17 protein-coding genes are annotated in these 16752 nt (G+C 67.4%); 6 read left to right on the forward strand and 11 right to left on the reverse strand.

Translation table 11 applies throughout. The features are described from left to right. Positions 1–59: 59 nt before the first annotated feature. From hslV to DXK93_RS11790, 4 genes are all read right to left on the reverse strand, one after another. The gene (gene hslV / locus DXK93_RS11775) at positions 60–599 is read right to left on the reverse strand and encodes an ATP-dependent protease subunit HslV (RefSeq protein WP_013396837.1); all 540 of its coding nucleotides are present in this window, start codon (positions 597–599) and stop codon (positions 60–62) included. 149 nt (positions 600–748) lie between these two features. Further along, on the reverse strand, positions 749–1213 hold the full coding sequence (gene dksA / locus DXK93_RS11780) for an RNA polymerase-binding protein DksA (protein WP_006389752.1): 465 nt from the start codon (positions 1211–1213) through the stop codon (positions 749–751). Between the two features lie 126 nt (positions 1214–1339). Beyond that, entirely contained in the window at positions 1340–2458 is a 1119-nt protein-coding gene (locus tag DXK93_RS11785; protein ID WP_054457043.1) for a GTP-binding protein, read from the reverse strand. A gap of 387 nt (positions 2459–2845) precedes the next feature. Next, entirely contained in the window at positions 2846–3352 is a 507-nt protein-coding gene (locus tag DXK93_RS11790) for a Fur family transcriptional regulator (protein ID WP_013396835.1), read from the reverse strand. Positions 3353–3682: 330 nt separating this feature from the next. Here DXK93_RS11790 and DXK93_RS11795 point away from each other — a divergent pair, with 330 nt between their 5' ends. The 5 genes from DXK93_RS11795 to DXK93_RS11815 are packed head-to-tail and all read left to right on the forward strand — an operon-like array spanning position 3683 to position 7922. Then, the gene (locus DXK93_RS11795) at positions 3683–4402 is read left to right on the forward strand and encodes a metal ABC transporter ATP-binding protein (protein WP_119450151.1); all 720 of its coding nucleotides are present in this window, start codon (positions 3683–3685) and stop codon (positions 4400–4402) included. Continuing rightward, entirely contained in the window at positions 4399–5265 is an 867-nt protein-coding gene (locus DXK93_RS11800; protein WP_054457039.1) for a metal ABC transporter permease, read from the forward strand. Before DXK93_RS11795 ends, DXK93_RS11800 begins: the two co-directional genes overlap by 4 nt. A gap of 22 nt (positions 5266–5287) precedes the next feature. After that, positions 5288–6271: a metal ABC transporter substrate-binding protein gene (locus DXK93_RS11805; RefSeq protein ID WP_119450152.1), complete on the forward strand. Its 984-nt coding sequence runs from the start codon at positions 5288–5290 to the stop codon at positions 6269–6271. Next, positions 6232–6915 (forward strand): DUF1007 family protein, encoded by a 684-nt coding sequence (locus DXK93_RS11810; RefSeq protein ID WP_054457036.1) that lies wholly within the window; start codon positions 6232–6234, stop codon positions 6913–6915. Before DXK93_RS11805 ends, DXK93_RS11810 begins: the two co-directional genes overlap by 40 nt. Continuing rightward, on the forward strand, positions 6915–7922 hold the full coding sequence (locus tag DXK93_RS11815) for a nickel/cobalt transporter (RefSeq protein WP_119450153.1): 1008 nt from the start codon (positions 6915–6917) through the stop codon (positions 7920–7922). The genes DXK93_RS11810 and DXK93_RS11815 overlap by 1 nt, the downstream gene beginning before the upstream one ends. A 58-nt stretch (positions 7923–7980) precedes the next feature. Here DXK93_RS11815 and xerC read toward each other — a convergent pair whose 3' ends face one another. The 5 genes from xerC to DXK93_RS11840 are packed head-to-tail and all read right to left on the reverse strand — an operon-like array spanning position 7981 to position 12402. Then, complete coding sequence (xerC, locus tag DXK93_RS11820; protein ID WP_054457032.1) at positions 7981–8976, reverse strand: tyrosine recombinase XerC; 996 nt, start codon at positions 8974–8976, stop codon at positions 7981–7983. Between the two features lie 20 nt (positions 8977–8996). Beyond that, positions 8997–9674, reverse strand: coding sequence for a DUF484 family protein (locus DXK93_RS11825; protein WP_054457030.1), 678 nt, complete (start codon positions 9672–9674; stop codon positions 8997–8999). Between the two features lie 3 nt (positions 9675–9677). Beyond that, positions 9678–10589, reverse strand: coding sequence for a diaminopimelate epimerase (gene dapF, locus DXK93_RS11830; RefSeq protein ID WP_119450154.1), 912 nt, complete (start codon positions 10587–10589; stop codon positions 9678–9680). Positions 10590–10610: 21 nt separating this feature from the next. Beyond that, positions 10611–11501: a lysophospholipid acyltransferase family protein gene (locus DXK93_RS11835; RefSeq protein ID WP_054457026.1), complete on the reverse strand. Its 891-nt coding sequence runs from the start codon at positions 11499–11501 to the stop codon at positions 10611–10613. A 34-nt stretch (positions 11502–11535) separates the two neighbouring features. After that, complete coding sequence (locus tag DXK93_RS11840; protein WP_054457024.1) at positions 11536–12402, reverse strand: lysophospholipid acyltransferase family protein; 867 nt, start codon at positions 12400–12402, stop codon at positions 11536–11538. Between the two features lie 278 nt (positions 12403–12680). Between DXK93_RS11840 and metK the strand changes: the two genes are divergently transcribed. Then, positions 12681–13844, forward strand: coding sequence for a methionine adenosyltransferase (gene metK / locus DXK93_RS11845; protein WP_059374170.1), 1164 nt, complete (start codon positions 12681–12683; stop codon positions 13842–13844). Positions 13845–13914: 70 nt separating this feature from the next. On the opposite strand, the gene DXK93_RS11850 is transcribed toward metK, so the two are convergent. Next, complete coding sequence (locus tag DXK93_RS11850) at positions 13915–15342, reverse strand: amidase (RefSeq protein ID WP_119450155.1); 1428 nt, start codon at positions 15340–15342, stop codon at positions 13915–13917. A gap of 79 nt (positions 15343–15421) precedes the next feature. Then, positions 15422–16738 (reverse strand): MFS transporter, encoded by a 1317-nt coding sequence (locus tag DXK93_RS11855; RefSeq protein WP_119450156.1) that lies wholly within the window; start codon positions 16736–16738, stop codon positions 15422–15424. Positions 16739–16752: the final 14 nt, after the last annotated feature.

Raw genomic sequence — 16752 nt, forward strand, 5'->3', positions numbered from 1 at the left:
GAAGCTAGGGCGGGCTGGGGTGGCGGCCGCGGCGCGACAGGCGCGCCGCGTGGCGGGCGTCAGTCGCCCAGCGTTTCGATGACGTGGTTCTGGTTGGTGTAGATGCAGAGGTCGCCGGCGATTTCCAGCGATTGCTTGACGACGGCTTCCGGCGAAAGCTCGGTGTTGCGCAGCAGCGCCAGCGCGGCCGACTGCGCATAGGCGCCGCCAGAGCCGATGGCCGCCAGGCCGTGTTCCGGCTCGAGCACGTCGCCGTTGCCAGTCAACACCAGCGTGTGCTCGGCGTCGGCCACGATCAGCATGGCTTCCAGGCGGCGCAGGACGCGGTCGGTGCGCCAGTCGCGGGTCAGTTCGACCGCGGCGCGCATCAGGTTGCCCTGGTGTTTTTCCAGCTTGGCCTCGAAGCGTTCCTGCAGGGTGAACGCGTCGGCGGTGGCGCCGGCAAAGCCGGCCAGAATCTTGTCGTGGTACAGGCGGCGGATCTTGCGGGCCGTGCCCTTGATGACGATGTTGCCCAGGGTGACCTGGCCATCGCCGCCCAGTGCGACGCGGTTGCCGCGGCGCACGCACACGATGGTGGTGGCGTGAAATTGTTCCATGCGTTCCTTCCTATGAAGGGATTAGCTGGGGGCGGTTCTGGGGAAATCAAGGCGGGACGGTTGCGTCCCCTTTGCGTGCCGGCCCAAGAAAAAAGGCCATGCTGGAAACCAGCATAGCCTTTCAGCGTAGGGCTTGAATACGGGACGGATCAGTCGCCGTAGAGCTTCTGGCGCATCTCGCGGCGTTCCTGCGCTTCGAGCGACAGGGTGGCCGTGGGGCGGGCCAAGAGGCGCGGGATGCCGATGGGTTCGCCGGTTTCCTCACACCAGCCGTATTCGCCGCTGTCGATGCGGGCGATGGACTGTTGCACCTTTTTCAGCAGCTTGCGCTCGCGGTCGCGGGTGCGCAGCTCCAGGGCGTGTTCTTCCTCGATCGTGGCGCGGTCGGCGGGATCGGGCACGAACTGCGTTTCGCGCAGGTGCTCGGTGGTTTCGCCGGCGTTGGCCAGGATGTCCTGCTCGAGTTGTTTGAGCCGTTCCTTGAAGAAAGCCAGCTGGCGTTCGTTCATATAGTCGGACTCGGGCATGGCCAGCAATTCCTTCTCGCTGGGCAGATCAATCGCCGTATCGCTCGTCGACTTGCTTGATTTCTTGGTTGCTGCCTTGGTAGCCATGAAAACACTCCACTATGAATCGATCCTGGCGCGGGCGTTCATTCCCGGTCCGTATTACTTGTTGCCTACGCTATTCGTACCTCACAGTACTGCCTTCGTCGCATCACGTCACGTCAGGAAGGGGGATTACCCCGCCAGGCACTGCTCCAAGCCCCGGGTGAAAATCTCCTGGGGCAGCTTACGGCCGATGAAAACCATCTTGGTGGACGGTTTTTCGGCTGCGGTCCACGGCTTGCCGGGTTCGGCGCCCATCATCATGTGCACACCCTGGAACAACATGCGGCGGTTGATGCCCTTCATGTACAGGATGCCCTTGTAGCGCATCAGGTCGGGGCCATAGACCTGCACCACGCCGCCCAGGAATTCCTCAAGGCGCGCGGGATCGAACGGCTTGTTGGAACGGAACACGAACGCGCCGATTTCGTCGTCGTGCTGGTGGTGGTGATGATGGTGGGCATGATTGCAATGCGCCCCGCAGTCGCCTTCGTGATCATGGTCATGATCGTGGCCATGGTCATGCCCATGGTCGTGATCGTGGCCGTGGTCATGGGCGGCGTCGGGGTGCTCATCGGCCAGGAAATCCGGGTCGATGTCCAGAATGGAATTCAGGTTGAAGCCGCTGATGTCGATGATGGACTTCAGGTCGACTTCGCCGAAGTTGACCGGCGTGATCGGCGCGCGCGGGTTCATGTGAACCAGGCGGTGGCGCAGCGCTTCGTAGTCGACTTCGTTGACCAGGTCGCGCTTGGAGATCAGGATGCGGTCGGCGAAACCGACTTGCTTCTGGGCTTCGGGCTGGGCGTCAAGGGTGGCCATGCCGTGCTTGGCGTCGACCACCGTGACCACCGCGTCCAGGCGGTAGTACTCGGCAATGTCGTCATCCATGAAGAACGTCTGGCAGACGGGGCCGGGGTTGGCCATGCCGGTCGTTTCGATGATGACGCGTTCGAAAGACAGTTCGCCGGCTTCGCGCTTGGCGCGCAGTTCGCCCAGCGTGCGCATCAGGTCGCCGCGCACCGTGCAGCAGACGCAACCGTTGGACAGCTCGATGATTTCTTCGTCGCGGTCCTGCACCAGCAGGTCGTTGTCGATGCTTTCCGGCCCGAACTCGTTTTCGATGACCGCCACGCGGCGGCCATGGTATTCGGTCAGGATGCGTTTGAGCAGGGTGGTCTTGCCCGCACCGAGAAAGCCGGTGAGGATGGTGACGGGAACCATTTTGTCCAAACTGCGCGGGGTGTTCATGGCGAAGCTGCTAGCGTGAAGTCAAGGCGTTAAACAGGAACTCTCGGCGGGGATCGCAACCCTGTCTTGCAACGCCGTCTTGCGACGTTTGGACGGGGTTTCCCAGTCTTTGCCGGAGGGTGTTTGCCGCAGGCTGCGTGGGCCGCCTGCAGCGGCCGGACGCAGGATTACAGCACAGTCGGGGGCAGGGGGCAAACCCAGGGTCAACCCTGGGGCCGTAGCCATCCAGATGGCGTCCGTACGCCGTCAAGTATCGGGCGATACCACTATTTGGGGGCGGTTTGCCCGATTTCAAGAGCGCGATGCGCGCATCCGGATGAAACGGCCTGTACGGGCTTGCTGCCGATGGCGGAGAACCGCGGGCGGGCTGCCCGCCAGCACTAGTTCTTAATGATGGTGGTGGCCGTGGCCGGCGTCCGCGGCGGGCTGCTTCTGCTGGCATTGGGGGCACAGCGCGCGGATTTCGGTTTCGTGGGTGGCCAGGGCATAGCCGGTCTGGGCGACGCGTTCGGCCAGTTGGCGGCTCATGGCAGGGTCGGACACTTCCGCGACTGCGCCGCAGCCCGTACAGACGACCAGCAGGTCGTGGGGCGCGCCGCCCGCGTCGTGGCAGGCGCTCCAGGCGTTGACGGCGTCCAGGCGGTGGATCAGGCCCTCGTCCATCAGGAAGTCCAGGGCGCGGTACACGGTCGGGGGCGCGGCGCCCGGATGCACGGCGCGCATTGCATCCAGCAATTCATAGGCCTTCAGGCTGCGGCCATGGCGCAGCAGCAGTTCCAGCACCTTGCGGCGGATGGGGGTGAGGCGGCGCCCGCGCTGCTCGCACAGCGCTTCGGCGACGCTGAGCTGGGCGCCGACGGTATCGCTGCGAGGGGTGCGGGGCGGTGCGGACATGGCTGGCTTTATCTCTATGGAAAACGCGCGCGATGCGCGCGAGATGCCTGGAAGGTAGCAGAAAACATCCAGATGCGGGCGAACGCCGTGGAATCAAGCCGTTTAGTTATGATATAACATAATAAAACTGGCTGTAGCCGCTATTTGCCTCCGCATTCTTTCCATGTCCCATTTCACGCTTTTGCCCCGGCGGCCCGGCGCCGCGCCGCGGCAAACACTCCCGCCGCGTTCCGCCTTCCTGGTCTCCGCCTGGCGCCGCATGGCCGCGGCCGTGGTCGCTGCGGCGGCCTTGTGGGCCTTGACCGGTTGGGCGCTGGATTGGTGGGTGCGATGAACGCGCCGGTCACCATCGAGCTGGACGACGCGTCCTTCGGTTGGCATGGGCACGCCGCGCTCAAATCGGTGTCGGGGCGTTTCGCCGCGGGCGGCATGACCGCCGTGGTGGGTCCCAACGGAGCGGGAAAGTCCACGCTGATCAAGGGCATCATGGGTGTGCTGCGTCCCATGGCCGGCAGCGTGCGCATCAGCGGCGCGGGCCGTTCGGAACTGGCCTGGCTGCCCCAGGCCGCGGAGCTGGACCGTTCGTTCCCGGTGTCGGTGCTGGACCTGGTGGCAATGGGCGCCTGGCGCCGAGTGGGGGGATGGCGCAGATATGCGAACCAGGAGCTCGAGCGCTGCATGGACGCGCTGGAGACCGTGGGCATGGCCGACGCGGCCGGACGCGGCGTGGACGCGCTGTCGGGCGGGCAGATGCAGCGGGCGCTGTTCGCGAGGATGCTGGTGCAGGACGCGCCCGTGCTGCTGCTGGATGAACCCTTCGCCGCCGTGGACAGCCACACGGCGGACGACCTGATGGCCCTGCTTTGCGGCCTGCATGGCCAGGGCCGCACCGTGATTGCGGTGCTGCATGACCTGGATCTGGTGCGCGACCATTTCCCCGAATGCCTGCTGCTGTCCGGTTCGGTGGTGGCCTGGGGAGACACCGAGCACACGCTGAACGACGCGCATCTGAAGCGGGCGCGGCAGTGGTTGGCGGAGGTCCGCGCATGAGCCTGGCGCAATGGGTGGCGTCGCCCTTCCTGGATTACGGTTTCATGCGACGCGCGCTGGCCGGCGCCTGCGCCCTGTCGCTGGGCGCGGCGCCGCTGGGCGTGTTCCTGGTGCTGCGGCGCATGAGCCTGATGGGCGATGCCATGTCGCATGCCATCCTGCCTGGCGTGGCGGCGGGCTTTCTGTTGGCCGGACTGTCGCTGGGCGCAATGATGCTGGGCGGCATCGTCACGGGGCTGGCCGTGGCGTTGCTGGCGGGATTGGTGGCGCGCATGACGCCGCTGCGCGAGGACGCCAGCTTTGCCGCGTTCTATTTGATATCGCTGGGGCTGGGCGTGCTGCTGGTGTCCCTGCGCGGCTCCAATATGGATCTGCTGCACGTGTTGTTCGGCACGGTGCTGGGGCTGGACGACGCGGCATTGCTGCTGGTGACGGCCACGGCCAGCGTGACCCTCCTGGCGTTGGCCGCGATCTACCGGCTGCTGGTGGCCGAATGCCTGGACCCGGGTTTCCTGCGCGCCAGCGGCGGCGGCGGAGGCTGGGTCCACATGGCTTTCCTGGTGCTGGTGGTGGTGAACCTGGTGGCGGGCTTTCAGGTGCTGGGCACGTTGATGGTGGTCGGCATCATGATGCTGCCGGCCGCCGCCGCGCGCTTCTGGGTCCGTTCTGCCGCCCGCCAGATCCCGCTGGCCGCGGGACTGGGCGTGACAGCCTCGACGACCGGTCTGCTCATTTCGTACCACTTCAATGTGCCGGCCTCGCCCGCGATCATCCTGGCGGCCGGCGCCTTTTATCTGTTTTCCATCGTGGGCGGCCCGCAAGGCGGGCTGCTGCCGGCGCGACGCCGCATGCGCCGCGCCTGACTCATCCAATAGGAGATACGCCATGCGTTTCCATTCCCTGGCGCGCCGCCGCGCGCTGTTCGCCACGGCCGGCCTGTGCCTGTCGGCGCTGTTCGGAACCGCGCAGGCCGCCGAACCGTTGAAGGCCGTGGCCAGCTTTTCCATCCTGGGCGACATCGTGCGGGAAGTGGGCGGCGCCGACGTCAGCGTGGCCACGCTGGTGGGGCCCGATGGCGACGCGCACGAATATGAGCCGACGCCGGGCGATGCGAAGAAGCTGGCTGCCGCGCGCGTGCTGTTCGTCAACGGCCTGGATTTCGAGACCTGGATGCCGCGCCTGGCGAAGGCGTCGGGTTTTGCCGGCGCTACCGTGGTCGCGTCCCAGGGCGTGAAGACGCGCACGTTCGCGAGCGGCGGGCATGATGATGGGCACGACCACGACCACGACCACGACCACGACCATGGCCATGGCCATGATCATGGTCATCACCATCACGGCGGCGCCGATCCGCACGCATGGCAGAACCTGGCCAATGGCGTCATCTACGCCCGCAATGTGGCCGAAGGGTTGGCTGCCGCCGATCCCGCGCATGCCGACGCCTACCGCCAGCGCGCGCAAGCCTATATCGCGCGCCTGCAGGCGCTGGACGCGCAGGTCCGCAAGACCTTTGCCGCGATTCCGGCCGAGCGCCGCAAGATCGTGACTTCCCATGACGCCTTCGGTTATTTCGGCGATGCCTACGGCGTGGCGTTCATTCCCGTGATGGGCGTGTCGACGGATGCGGAACCCGCCGCAGGCGAGGTGGCCCGCATCATCGAACAGGTCAAGCGCGAGCGTGTGCCTGCGGTATTCGTGGAGAACATCAGCAGCCCCAAGCTGGTCCAGCAGATCTCCCGCGAAACCGGGGCCAAGGTGGGTGGTACGCTTTATTCCGACGCCCTGTCCAAGCCCGGACAGCCCGGCGCCACCTACCTGGAAATGTTTGAATGGAACGCACGTCAGCTCGCCGCGGCCATGCAGCCCTGACCGCGGCGGCGATGCTGCTGGCGGCAGGCGCCGCCAGCGCGCACCCGCATATGTGGATCGATGCCCGCGCGGCGATCGATATCGATGGACAGCAGCGCATCACGGCGGTGCGGCAGGTCTGGCTGTTTGACGAGATGTTCGGCGCCTACGCCACGCAGGGATTGAAGAAGGGCAAGGACGGTTCGCTGTCGCCCGAGATCCTGCAGGGCATGGCGCGGGACTGGATGCAGGCGTTGGGCGAACCGATCTCGCACTACTTCACCCGCGTCACCGTGGACGGCAAGACCTTGGCTTTCGCGGCCCCGCAAGATGCGCGCGTCGACTGGAACCCAAAGACCACGCGGCTGACGCTGTCCTTCACTTTGCCGCTGGCCACGCCAGTGGCGCCGGACGCAGGCGGCGCGCAGGTGGACATCTACGATCCCACCTATTTCGTGGCCTACGCCTTCGATGAGAGCGGCGCGGTATCGCTGGGCGGACAGGGCGCCAAGACCTGCACGTCCGCCTACCGCAAGCCCAAGGAACTGGATTGGAAAACCATGCAGCAATTGGCCGCGATCCCGGCCGACCCGGACGCCTTGCCGGACGAGCTTTTTGCGATCACCAAGGGGCTGACGCACCGCATCGAGGTGCGTTGCGGGTAATGCTCGCGCTGCTGGCCGTGCTGCTGCTGGGCGGCGCGGGTGCGGCCGCGGCCCAGGGCGCGCATCCCTTCGGCGTGCCGGAGAGCGGGGCGGGCGTGGGCGGGCCGGGCTGGCTGGCCGGCTTCTTTGGTCAGGTGTCGGTCTGGCAAAGCCATTTCTACCGGCAGCTGACGGGCGCGGTGCGCGCCTGGCAGGCCGAAGGCGGCGCGGCCTGGGCCTTGATCGGCCTGTCCTTTGCCTATGGCGTATTCCATGCCCTGGGGCCGGGACATGGCAAGGCCGTGATCTCTTCCTACGTGCTGGCCAACCGCCAGACCGCGCGCAACGGCGCGCTGCTGGCGCTGGCGTCCGCGCTGATCCAGGCGTTGGTGGCGATTGCGCTGGTGGCGGTGCTGGCGCTGATCTTCAACGCCACCGCGGCCACGATGAACAACGCGACGCGCTGGCTGGAACTCGGCTCCTATGCGCTGGTGACCTTGTTGGGCATGTGGCTGGTGTGGGTCAAGGCGGTTCGTCCGCTGTTGCGGACCCGTGCTGGACGGGCGTCTACGGGGTCGATGCCAGAGCACGGCCATGGGCATGGACATGAGCACACTCACCATCATCACCACGATCACGATCACGATTGCGGCTGCGGCCACGCACATGTGCCCGCGCCGGCGCAGGTGTCTGGCCCGTTGAACTGGCGTCGCGCGGCAACGGCGATTCTGGCCGTGGGCTTGCGCCCGTGCAGCGGCGCGTTGATCGTGCTGGTGTTCGCGTTGGCGCAGGGCTTTTTTCTGGCCGGCGTGGCCTCGGCCCTGGCGATGGGCCTGGGTACCGGACTGACGGTGGCGGCGCTGGCGTGCCTGGCGGTTGCGGCCGGGGGCGCGGCCACGCGCGTCGGCAGCCGGCTGTCCAGTGTTGGCGCGGCGCGCCTGCGCTATGGCGTGGAAGCGCTGGCGGCACTGGCGGTGCTGTTGCTGGGGGTGATGCTGCTGGGCGGCGTGATCGCGGGAGGTGGCTAGGGAACGGTCGCGCGAATTTGCGTAGCTGTTTCACCAGAATGCGTCGGACCCGACGCGTTCAGGATTTGCGTCCGGCCCGAGGATGCGCCTGGTCGTAGGCGCGGGCCAGGTGCTGGAAATCCAGCCGCGTATAGATCTGCGTGGTGGAGATGTTGGCGTGGCCCAGCATTTCCTGCACCGCGCGCAGGTCCTGCGCGGATTGCAGCACGTGGCTGGCGAAGCTGTGGCGCAGCACGTGCGGGTGCACGTGCGTGGGCACGCCGGCCTGCTGCGCGATGCGCGCGAGCTGCAGTTGCACCACGCGCGGCGAGATGCGCCGACCGCGCGCGCCCAGGAACAACGCGGCTGCGTCCTCGGGCTGCGCCGTGAAGGGCGTGAGCTGCGGGCGCGCCGCGATCCATTTGCGCAGGGCGGCCAGAGCCGCCTGGCCCACCGGCACCGAGCGGCGCTTGCCGCCCTTGCCCAGCACGATGACCTCGGCCTCTTCCAGGCTCAGCCAGCCGCGCGATTCGTAATTGCCGGAGCGTTCATAGCGCAGGTCCAGCCCGACCAGCTCCGACAGCCGCAGGCCGCTGGAATAGAGCAGTTCGAACATGGCCTGGTCGCGCAGCGCCGCGGGTTCGTTCGCCACTTGCGCGGGCGCGCGGTCCAGCAAGGCCTGGGTCTGCTCCACGGACAGGGCCTTGGGCAGGCCGCGCGGCGCCTTGGGGGCGCGCACGCCGGCCACCGGATTGCCGGCCAGCTCGATGGCCGGGGCCCACCATTGATAGAAGCCACGCCAGGCCGCCAGCGTGCGCGCCAGGCTGCGGGGCCCGCGGCCCTGGGCATGCAGGCGCGCCACGAACTGGCGGATGTGGCCGTTGCCGATCTTGTCCAGCGGCAGCTTGGCCTGCTCGGCAAGTTCGCGCAGGAAATGCAGTTCGCGGCGATAGCCGTCCAGTGTGTGGGGCGAGTAGCGCCGGTTGGTTTCCAGATGGCGCAGCCAGGCGCTCATGGCGTCCGGCAGGGGAGTATCGGGCGGGGCCGCGTCTTGCGCTTGCGTGGCTGTCGGCATGGCGTCCGCCCGTGTCACCGCTAGGCCTTGGGCGAGGCCGGATTCAGGCGATGCAGCGCCGCGGAAGCCAGCTGGCCGATGGATTCCAGGAAGGTCGTGCCCATTTCAGGCGTGAAGCGCTCGGCGTCGTCCGAACCCAGCACCAGCAGGCCGACGGCGGGGCCGTCCGCTTCCAGGCGCAGCGGCACCAGCGCCAGCGACTTGGGCTTGGCATCCAGCCAGCCTGCCGCTTCGAATTCGGTGTCGGTGCCGCAGTACGGCGTCTTCAGGCTGTCGGTAAAGGTGCGTACGTCCTGCGTGACGGGTTCGCCGTAGCCGGTTGCGGGTAGCTCCGACAGGTCCCACAGGCGCAGCGCCACATGGTTCAGCTCGAATTGTTCGGCCAGCCCCAGGGCGATTTCGCCTGGTACATGCTGCGGATCGCATTCGGACAGCAGGCGGCAGCACCACTTGGCCACATGGGTGCCGATGCTTTCGTTGGCGGTGGCATTGCGCACGAGTTCGTTCAGGCGCCATTCGAGTTCGCGGTTGCGCTCGCGCAGCGTCAGGATCTGGCGTTCGCCCAGCGAAATGGCGCGCGAGCCATGCGGATGCGGCACCTGCAACGTGGCGAAGACGTCAGCGTGATCGTCGAAGAAGCCGGGGTTCTCTTGCAGGAAATCAGCGACGTCCTGAGCGGTAATAGCGGTATCAGTCATGGCTTATCGGTTCAGCCCCATGGAGAAGACGAGCTTGTCGATATCGACCTGCCCCGTGAAGACGGACTCGGCAGGGCCGGTCATGCGCAATTGCTCGCCGTTCCAGGCGACGGTCAGCACGCCGCCGCGCGCTTGCACGCGCACCGGCGAGTCCAGCAGGCCGCGGCGGATGCCGGCCGCGACGGCGGCGCAGGCGCCCGTGCCGCAGGCCAGGGTTTCGCCGGCGCCGCGTTCGAACACGCGCAGGCGGATGTTGTTGCGATCCACGATCTGCATGAAGCCGGCGTTGACGCGGCGCGGGAAGCGCGGATGGGTTTCGATCAGGGGACCGAGAACGGACACGGGCGCGGTGTCGACGTCGTCCACCACCTGCACGGCGTGCGGATTGGAAATCGCCACGGCGGACAGCGCAACGGTGCGCGGCAGGCCGGCGGGCGCGTCCAGTTCCAGTTCCCACAGCGTGTCCTGGCCTTCGACCCGCGAGGCGAGGCCAGCGGTGTCGAACGGCAGCGCGGCGGGCTCGAAGCGCGTGCTGCCCATGTCGACGGTGACCTGCTCGTCGTCGCCCTGATCCAGCACCAGGATGCCGGTGGCGATTTCGGCGCGCAGCGGGTTGCGGTCGGACAGGCCCTGCTCGTGCACGAAGCGCACGAAGCAGCGCGCGCCATTGCCGCAGTGCTCGACCTCGCTGCCGTCGGAATTGAAAATGCGGTAACGGAAATCGGCATCGGGCCGGGTCGCGGGTTCGACCAGGAGGATCTGGTCGGCGCCGATGCCGAAATGCCGGTCGCCCAAGGCGCGGGCGCGCTCGGGCGTCATTTCGATGGTCTGGCGGACCCCGTCGAGCACGACGAAATCGTTGCCCGCGCCATGCATTTTGGTGAAGTTCCAGTTCATCACTGAATTATCGCCCATATTGGGGCGCGAGCTGCGGACTCAGTAGAGTTTGGGTTCGCCCGGCGGACGGGTCTTGAAGCGGCGATGGACCCAGTAGTACTGGCTGGGGCAGCGGCGCACCCAGGATTCCAGCTCGCGGTTCAGGCGCGCGGTGGCGTCTTCCAGCGATTCGGTCCCGGGGAAGTCGGCCAGCGGCGGCAGCACTTCGACGTGGTAGCGCCCGGTATCCGGGTTCCAGAAGTCCAGGATGGGCAGCACGGCGGCATCCCATTTCTTGGCCAGCTGGGCGGTGGCGAGCAACGTCGCCGCAGGCACGCCGAAGAACGGCGCGAAGGTGGCGCCCTGGCGGCCGAAGTCCATGTCCGGCAGGTAGTAGACGGGGCGGGGCTCACGCAGGTGGCGGATCAGGTCGCGCACGCCGTCCTTGCGGCTGACCAGAAAGACCTCGTTGAAGCGCTTGCGGCCGGCGGCCACGATGGCGTCGACCTGGGGGTCGCTTTGGGGCGTGTACATGGTGGCGGCGCTGGGCACCTCCATGGTGAGCCGCGTCGCGGCCGCGTCCAGCCCGATGAAATGGGGCGCCAGCAGGATGACCGGGCGGCCCTGCGCGGTCAGCGCGTTGATGCGGTCCGCGCCAGTTTGCGTAACCATGTCTTTGATGGCTTCGGGCGTGCCGTACCAGAGCACGCCGCGGTCGACGATGGATTGCGCCAGCGCGCGGAAATGGTCCGCGACCCACTGTTCGCGCACGTGTTCCGGCTGGTCGGGAAAGCACAGTTCCAGATTGCGGCGCACGATGCGGGCGCGCGACTTGGCCAGCCGCGGGGCCAGCCAGCCGAGGGTTGCGCCGATGCGCTGCCGGGTCGACGGCTTGATGCGGCCGAACCATTTCAACAGGGATGTCAGCGCGCGCGTTTTGAAATCAGTCATGGTCGGTAATAGGGAGCGGACAGGGCGCGGCGGTTCAGCTTGCCGGAGTAGCAGCGTCGGCGGCGGGAGCCGGCGGCGCGCCGCGCGGCGTCTTGTAGCGGTTGTAGCTCCAGAGGTATTGCTCCGGGCAGCGGCGGATCAGCGTTTCCATGGCGGCGTTGAGCAGCGCGGCCTGCTCGGCGGCGTCGGCGGGCAGCGGCTCGGGCACGCGCACATAGTGGATGCGCCAGCCCCGGCCTCCCGGCAGTCGTTCGCCTGCGGTCAGGATGATGGGTACGCCCGTCTGCGTGGCCAGCTTGCCGGGCAGCGTCATGGTGTAGGCCATGCGCCCGAAGAACGGCGCCCAGACGCCGTCGCCCACGCTGGGCGCCTGGTCGGGCAGCATGCCGACGGATTCGCCGCGGCGCAGGGCGCGCACGAATTCGCGCACCCCCTGCATGGTGGCCGGCACGGCGTTGACGGCCGAGGTGTTGCGCGCGGTTTCCAGCAGCGGGGCCAGGACGTCCTTGCGCGGCGGCCGGAACATGACGGTCATGGGCATCTGGCGGGCCAGGTAGCGCGCGGTGATCTCGAAGCAGCCCAGATGCGGCGTCAGGAACAGGATGCCGCGGTTCTCGGCGCGGGCCGCGCTGACCACGTCGTTGTCGTCCGAGATCACCTGGGCCAGGCTTTGTTCATTGCGGAACCAGACCCGCGGGCTCTCCAGGATCATGGCGCCGATTTCGCCCGCCGCGCGTCGCGCGAAGGCCGGATCGGGGTAGCCGGCCTGGGCCGCGTTGGCCTGCAGCCGCCGGCGGTACTTGCCCGGCCAGGCGTAGATCGCACGCCCGGCCAGCCGCCCCACGGCGTGCGCGACGGAAAGGGGCAGGGCGGCGAATGATCTGAACAGGAAGAGCAGCATGCGGCAGAAAAATGGGACGGACAGAAAGTGCGCCTGGGTCTGGGGCTATATGCATACGTCCCCCAGCTTTGGCGGCAGAACCGCATTTTCGCTTAAAATAGCGCAGTCGCCGAGTTAACCGACAACTTGCGGGGCGACGGCAAGGGTACAGCGCTTTGCGCGCCTCTTGCCAAATCCGCTAAAGCGTCGCGCCCAGATTTGCGTATGTCTTGCGGTCAGGGGTGCAACGCGCCTCGTGAACCTATGCGCCGGCAACGCCGGCCACCAAGGACGCATCTGTGGCCAACAACGACTTTCTCTTTACTTCCGAATCCGTCTCCGAAGGGCACCCCGACAAGGTTGCCGACCAGATCTCCGACTCGATCCTGGACGCGATCTTCACGCAGGACCCGAATGCGCGCGTCGCAGCCGAGACCCTCTGCAACACTGGTCTGGTAGTGCTGGCTGGCGAAATCACCACCACCGCCAACGTCGACTACATCCAGGTCGCGCGCGACACGATCCGCCGCATCGGCTACGACAACACCGAATACGGCATCGACTACAAGGGCTGCGCGGTGCTGGTCGCCTACGACAAGCAGTCGCCGGATATCGCCCAGGGCGTGGACCGCAGCTCCGAGGACTACCTGAACCAGGGCGCGGGCGACCAGGGCCTGATGTTCGGCTATGCCTGCGACGAAACCCCCGACCTGATGCCGGCCCCGATCTGGTACGCGCACCGCCTGGTGCAGCGCCAGAGCGAACTGCGCAAGGACGGCCGTCTGCCGTGGCTGCGTCCCGACGCCAAGTCGCAGGTGACGTTCCGGTACATCGACGGCCGCCCGGCTGAAGTCGACACCGTTGTGCTGTCGACCCAACACGCGCCCGAGGTCTCGCAAGAGACCATCCGCGAAGCGGTGATCGAAGACATCATCAAGCCCAGCTTCCCCGAAGGCCTGATCACGCCGCAAACGAAGTTCCTGGTCAACCCGACCGGCCGCTTCGTCATCGGCGGTCCGCAAGGCGATTGCGGCCTGACCGGCCGCAAGATCATCGTCGACACCTACGGCGGCGCATGCCCGCACGGCGGCGGCGCGTTCTCGGGCAAGGATCCTTCCAAGGTCGACCGCTCGGCCGCCTACGCCGCCCGCTACGTGGCCAAGAACATTGTGGCCGCCGGCCTGGCGCGCCAGTGCCAGGTGCAGGTCAGCTACGCCATCGGCGTGGCCGAGCCCATCAACATCACCGTCTACACGGAAGGCACGGGCGTCATCCCCGACGACCAGATCGCCAAGCTGGTGCGCGAGCACTTCGATCTGCGTCCGAAGGGCATCGTCAACATGCTGGATCTGCTGCGCCCGATCTACGCCAAGACCGCGGCCTATGGCCACTTCGGCCGTTCCGAGCCGGAATTCTCGTGGGAAGCCACGGACAAGGTGCAGGCGCTGAAGAAGAGCGCGTAACCTTCCTGGCGCTTGAATAAGAAAAGCCCCCGCGAAAAAACGCGGGGGCTTTTTCATTGCGGCAGGGACCTTACAGTCCCCAGGCCGACAGGTCGGGACGGCGCAGCTTTGGCGCCAGCACCGGCTCCAGCGCCGCGGCGCAATCCAGCATGGCAGCGTCGCCGCCTGCCGGCGCCAGCAACTGCACCGCCATGGGCATGCCTTCGGCATCGATGCCCACGGGCAGCGAGATGGCGGCCGCGCCCAGGAAGTTGGCGGGACGCAGCAGCTTGCCCAGTCCGGCGTGGCGCGTATCGTCGGCGTCCAGCGCTTGCGCGGCCTGGTCGCAGGCAGGCATCAGCAGGGCGTCCAGGCCTTGCATCGCTTGCGCGAACGCGGCCATGTCGGCGGCGCGGCGTTGCAGCGCGGCTTCGTAGTCGGCCTGCGCGATCCGGCCGCCGGCCGCGATGCGCTTGCGCACCACTTCCCACAGCGGCGTGGCCGGGTCTTCGGCCAGCGCGCCGTAATAGCGGTAGGCCTCATAGGCCAGCACCAGCGAGTTGTCGTCGGCCATGCGGGCAAAGGACAGGGCCGCGGGCGGATGCCAGGGCGTGGGCGTGTAGCCGGCCCGCGCCAGGTTTTCCTCGGCTTCGCGCCAGGCCCGCAGGCCGGCGTCGGCCAAGGAAGCGGGCCAGGCGTCGGGCGCCAGCACCGCCACCGGACCGGGGGCGCGCGCGGCGGGCTGGCGCAAGGCGGCGATGGCGCTTGCGGGAAATTCCAGCGTGGCCGCGTCGCCGATGTCGGGGCCGGCCAGCAGTCGGGTGAGCAGCCGGGCATCCGCCACCGTGCGTGTGATCGGACCCAGTACGTCCAGCGTGTCCGACAAGGGCAGACAGCCGGCGCGGCTGATCACGCCGGTGGACGGCTTGTAGCCCACCAGGCCATTCAGAGCCGCCGGCGCGCGCACCGAGCCGCCGGTGTCGCCACCCAGCGCCAGCGGCGCCAGGCCCGCGGCCACGGCCACGCCGGCGCCGCTGGACGAGCCGCCCGGCGCGCGCGCCGTCTGCGCGTCCCAAGGGTTGCGCGCCGTGCCTTGGGTGGGGTTCTGGCCCGACAGGCCAAAGGCGAACTCGGTCATGCGGGTCTTGCCCAGCACCACCATGCCCTGGGCGGCCAGCTTGTGCAGCGGCACCGCCGTTTCACCGCTGATCCGGCCTTGCAAGGCAAGCGAACCCAGGCTGGCGCTGACGCCGTCCCATTGCACGCTGTCCTTCACCGCCACGGGCACGCCGTGCAGGGGACCCAGCACAATGCCCGCGGCCAGCAGGCGGTCGGCGGCGTCGGCCTGGGCCAGCGCGCGCTCGGCCGTGACTTCACTGTAGGCGGCCAGCGCGGGGGCGCGCTCGATGCGGTCCAGGAAGTGGGTGGTGACCTGGCGCGAACTCAGTTCGCGCCGGCGGATGGCGCCGGCCAGGGCCTGGGCGTCTTGGAAGTGCAGGGCGGTGTCTAGTGCTGGCATGGGTCTCATCGGAAAAGAAAAAGCTTTCCGGTCCCGCGGGAACCGGAAAGCGCTATTGCGTGACGTTCGTTCTCTCTGCTTACTTCAGGCTCTGGCCCTTGGTTTCCGGCATGCGGATGAAGGTGATCAGGGTGATCACGGCGCCCGCCAGCACGTAGTAGAAGAACCAGCGCTCCATGCCCTTGCTTTGCAGCCAGGTCAGCAGGTAGGGCGTGGTGCCGCCTAGCAGGGCCACTACCAGGTTGTACGGCGTGCCGATGCCGACGGCGCGCACGCTGGTGGGGAACTGTTCCGACATGATGGCCGGCGCGATCGAGGTGTACATGGCGTACAGCACCAGGCCGAACAGCTCCACCGCCAGGATCGAACCGAACGACGGGCCCAGCGTGGTCATCAGCGGATAGAAGAACACCAGGTAGCCGGCGGCGAAGAAGATCAGCTGCGGCTTGCGGCCGATGCGGTCGGACAGGATGCCGAACAGCGGCTGCACCAGCATGAACACGATCAGCGCGACGGTGTTGGCGGCGAACGCGGTCTTTGGGTCGGCATGCACCTGGCGGATGGCGTAGGTGGGCACGTAGGCCACGAAGATGTAGAACGCGAACGTGGTCAGGATGGAGAAGCCCACGATGCGCAGCACTTCACGCGGATGGTCGCGCAGCAGCGTGCGCAGCGGCTGCTTTTCGACGCCAACCTTCTTGGCGTGCGAGAACGCTTCGGTCTCCGGGATCGAGCGGCGGATCCACATGCCGGCCAGGCCGCCCAGCGCGCCCAGGAAGAACGGAATGCGCCAGCCCCAGGCGGCCATCTCGACCTTGGTCAAGGTCGAGGTCAGCACCCAGCCGATGGCCGAGGCGGCCAGGATGCCCACGGCGGCGCTGAAGAACACGAAGCTGGAATAGAAGCCGCGCTTGTTGGGCGGCGCCATTTCCGCCAGGAAGGTCGTGGCCGAGGCATACTCTCCGCCCAGCGACAGGCCTTGCAAGAGGCGCGCAGCGGTCAGCAGCAACGGAGCGGCCAGGCCGATGGAGGCGTAGGTGGGGGTGACGGCGATGATCAGCGAGCCGCCGGCCATCATCAGGATGGTCAGGCCCAGCGCGGCCTTGCGGCCGTAGCGGTCGGAGAAGATGCCCAGCAGCCAGCCGCCGACTGGACGCATGAAGAAGCCCACCGCGAAAATGCCGAAGGTCGCCAGCAGGGCCGTGGTTTCATTGCCTTCGGGGAAGAACTGGCTGGAGAAGAAGATGGCGAAGGACGCGTAGATGGTCCAGTCGAACCATTCGACGGCATTGCCTACACTACCGGCCAGAATGGTGCGCGAGCGGGAAACGGGCGCGGTGCCGGCCGAGGCGGCTGCCCCCTGCGGCTTGCGCAGGGGCGCTGAAGTGCTGCTCATGAAAACCTCAAATA

It is taken from the genome of Achromobacter sp. K91, from assembly GCF_003576205.1.
GTDB classification, from domain to species: Bacteria; Pseudomonadota; Gammaproteobacteria; order Burkholderiales; family Burkholderiaceae_B; genus Achromobacter; species Achromobacter aegrifaciens.

What these genes read in the sequence shown, in the direction of transcription:
- hslV (WP_013396837.1), bottom strand. Translation starts at nt 599, where the DNA reads ATGGAACAATTTCACGCCACCACCATCGTGTGCGTGCGCCGCGGCAAC.
- dksA (WP_006389752.1), bottom strand. Translation starts at nt 1,213, where the DNA reads ATGGCTACCAAGGCAGCAACCAAGAAATCAAGCAAGTCGACGAGCGAT.
- DXK93_RS11785 (WP_054457043.1), bottom strand. Translation starts at nt 2,458, where the DNA reads ATGAACACCCCGCGCAGTTTGGACAAAATGGTTCCCGTCACCATCCTC.
- DXK93_RS11790 (WP_013396835.1), bottom strand. Translation starts at nt 3,352, where the DNA reads ATGTCCGCACCGCCCCGCACCCCTCGCAGCGATACCGTCGGCGCCCAG.
- DXK93_RS11795 (WP_119450151.1), top strand. Translation starts at nt 3,683, where the DNA reads ATGAACGCGCCGGTCACCATCGAGCTGGACGACGCGTCCTTCGGTTGG.
- DXK93_RS11800 (WP_054457039.1), top strand. Translation starts at nt 4,399, where the DNA reads ATGAGCCTGGCGCAATGGGTGGCGTCGCCCTTCCTGGATTACGGTTTC.
- DXK93_RS11805 (WP_119450152.1), top strand. Translation starts at nt 5,288, where the DNA reads ATGCGTTTCCATTCCCTGGCGCGCCGCCGCGCGCTGTTCGCCACGGCC.
- DXK93_RS11810 (WP_054457036.1), top strand. Translation starts at nt 6,232, where the DNA reads ATGGAACGCACGTCAGCTCGCCGCGGCCATGCAGCCCTGACCGCGGCG.
- DXK93_RS11815 (WP_119450153.1), top strand. Translation starts at nt 6,915, where the DNA reads ATGCTCGCGCTGCTGGCCGTGCTGCTGCTGGGCGGCGCGGGTGCGGCC.
- xerC (WP_054457032.1), bottom strand. Translation starts at nt 8,976, where the DNA reads ATGCCGACAGCCACGCAAGCGCAAGACGCGGCCCCGCCCGATACTCCC.
- DXK93_RS11825 (WP_054457030.1), bottom strand. Translation starts at nt 9,674, where the DNA reads ATGACTGATACCGCTATTACCGCTCAGGACGTCGCTGATTTCCTGCAA.
- dapF (WP_119450154.1), bottom strand. Translation starts at nt 10,589, where the DNA reads ATGGGCGATAATTCAGTGATGAACTGGAACTTCACCAAAATGCATGGC.
- DXK93_RS11835 (WP_054457026.1), bottom strand. Translation starts at nt 11,501, where the DNA reads ATGACTGATTTCAAAACGCGCGCGCTGACATCCCTGTTGAAATGGTTC.
- DXK93_RS11840 (WP_054457024.1), bottom strand. Translation starts at nt 12,402, where the DNA reads ATGCTGCTCTTCCTGTTCAGATCATTCGCCGCCCTGCCCCTTTCCGTC.
- DXK93_RS11850 (WP_119450155.1), bottom strand. Translation starts at nt 15,342, where the DNA reads ATGCCAGCACTAGACACCGCCCTGCACTTCCAAGACGCCCAGGCCCTG.
- DXK93_RS11855 (WP_119450156.1), bottom strand. Translation starts at nt 16,738, where the DNA reads ATGAGCAGCACTTCAGCGCCCCTGCGCAAGCCGCAGGGGGCAGCCGCC.